This is a genomic window from Taibaiella lutea, from assembly GCF_008629695.1.
Classification (GTDB): Bacteria; Bacteroidota; Bacteroidia; order Chitinophagales; family Chitinophagaceae; genus Taibaiella; species Taibaiella lutea.
In genome coordinates, this window is sequence record NZ_VWSH01000005.1 from 1 (window position 1) to 2,500 (window position 2,500).

Here is a 2,500-nt window from a genome sequence, read left to right on the forward strand (position 1 = left end):
AGTTGAAGGTTTTGTAATAAATATGGCAGCTACCTACTCTCCCGGAGTTAACCAGTACCATCGGCCATGAGGGGCTTAACTTCTCTGTTCGGAATGGGAAGAGGTGAACACCCTCGGCAATACCACCATAAGGACTTGAGTCGTTAGTGGTTAGTTGTCTGTCTTTAGTAAATAAAACGTCCATTGCTGAACTATTCACTATTGACCATTCACTATTGACTGTAATAAGTTAACATATTGGGTCAGCTTGATTCTTTTACGTTTTGATATTTTTTGTAACACTTCTAAGTTCAGACCTGAGATTGGAGATTTGGGATTTGAGGTACCATGATTCTCATCATACTATTCTCATATCTCTTGTCTGTCATCCCACATCTAAAAATAAAGTTAAAGCGTACGTGCAATTAGTACTACTCGGCTATGACATTACTGCCTTTACACCTGTAGCCTATCAACGTCGTAGTCTTCGACGGCACTTAAAAGTAAATTCATCTTGAGGTAGGTTTCGCGCTTAGATGCTTTCAGCGCTTATCCTTTCTGTACATAGCTACTCTGCACTGCACCTGGCGGCACAACAGATACACCAGCGGTACATACAACCCGGTCCTCTCGTACTAAGGTCATGTCCTCGCAATTTACTAACGCCCACCACAGATAGAGACCAAACTGTCTTGCGACGTTCTGAACCCAGTTCACGTGCCACTTTAATGGGCGAACAGCCCAACCCTTGGGACCTTCTCCAGCCCCAGGATGTGACGAACCGACATCGAGGTGCCAAACCTCCCCGTCGATATGAGCTCTTGGGGGAGATCAGCCTGTTATCCCCGGAGTACCTTTTATCCTTTGAGCGACGACCCTTCCATACAGAATCGCCGGATCACTTTAGCCTGCTTTCGCACCTGCTCGACTAGTCAGTCTCACAGTCAAGCTCCCTTATACTAATACGCTCTACGTACGATTACCAACCGTACTGAGGGAACCTTTGCGAGCCTCCGTTACGCTTTGGGAGGCGACCACCCCAGTCAAACTACCCACCATGCAATGTCTCCCTGCTTTACAGGGATTAGACTCTAAGTAACAGAAGGTTGGTATTTCAACGGTGACTCCACGAATACTGGCGTACTCGCTTCAATGTCTCCCAACTATGCTACACATCTGTTACCCAAAATCAATGCAAAGTTGTAGTGAAGGTTCACGGGGTCTTTTCGTCCCGTGGCGGGTAACCGGCATCTTCACCGATACTACAATTTCACCGGGCTCGCGGAGGAGACAGTGTGCAACTCATTAGACCATTCGTGCAGGTCGGAACTTACCCGACAAGGAATTTCGCTACCTTAGGACCGTTATAGTTACGGCCGCCGTTTACTGGGGCTTCAGTCGTAAGCTTCACCTTGCGGCTGACAAACTTCCTTAACCTTCCAGCACCGGGCAGGTATCAGGCTCTATACTTCATCTTTCGATTTCGCAGGGCCCTGTGTTTTTGCTAAACAGTTGGTTGCACCATTTTACTGTGACCGTATCGCTACGGTACGCTTTATCCCGAAGTTACAGCGTTAATTTGCCTAGTTCCTTCTCCGCGGCTCACCCGAGCGCCTTAGAATACTCATCTCGACTACCTGTGTCGGTTTACGGTACGAGCACTGTCATACGAACCTTAGAAGTTTTTCTCGGCAGTCTGGTTACAGCAACTATCCACGCCACCGAAGCTTTGTGGTACTATCAGGTTTCATCAAAAGGTACGGATTTGCCTATACCCCTTATAACTACGCCCTTTAACGAACTATTCCGTCAGTTCGCGTGCTTTTCACTCCTGCGTTACTCCATCGAATATAACAGTGGTATGGGAATATTAACCCATTCTCCATCGACTTCCCCTTTCGGGTATGCCTAAGGTCCCGACTAACCCTGATCTGATTAACATTGATCAGGAACCCTTAGTCTTTCGGCGACAAGGTTTTTCACCTTGTTTATCGTTACTCATTCCTACATTTTCTTTTCCAAACGCTCCAACATGGCTCACGCCACACCTTCAACGCTGTTTGGAATGCTCTCCTACCGATTGTACTTGCGTACAATCCTATAGCTTCGGCACTATGTTTGATGCCCGATCATTTTCCGCGCCCGAACCCTCGACCAGTGAGCTGTTACGCACTCTTTAAATGAATGGCTGCTTCCAAGCCAACATCCTGGCTGTCTTAGGGTTTGAACATCGTTTAACCAACTTAACATAGATTTAGGGGCCTTAGCTGATAGTCTGGGTTGTTCCCCTCTCGGCCATGGACCTTAGCGCCCACAGCCTCACTGCCGCAGATATCAATTAGCATTCGGAGTTTGTCAGGATTTGGTAGGCGGTGAAGCCCCCTAGTCCAATCAGTAGCTCTACCTCTAATTGACTTCTATTATGCGACGCTGTTCCTAAAAACATTTCGGAGAGAACGAGCTATCTCTCAGTTTGATTGGCCTTTCACCCCTATCCACAGGTCATCGGATAGCTTTTCAA

Annotated in this window: 2 rRNA genes (1 of these 2 cut by a window edge); both read right to left on the bottom strand. The window is 47.3% G+C overall.

From position 1 onward, the window contains the following. Nucleotides 1-20: 20 nt before the first annotated feature. Nucleotides 21-130: ribosomal RNA gene (gene rrf, locus F0919_RS18320) — 5S ribosomal RNA — on the bottom strand. 254 nt (nucleotides 131-384) lie between these two features. Then, a 23S ribosomal RNA gene (locus F0919_RS18325) occupies nucleotides 385-2,500 on the bottom strand (it continues 767 nt past the right edge of the window).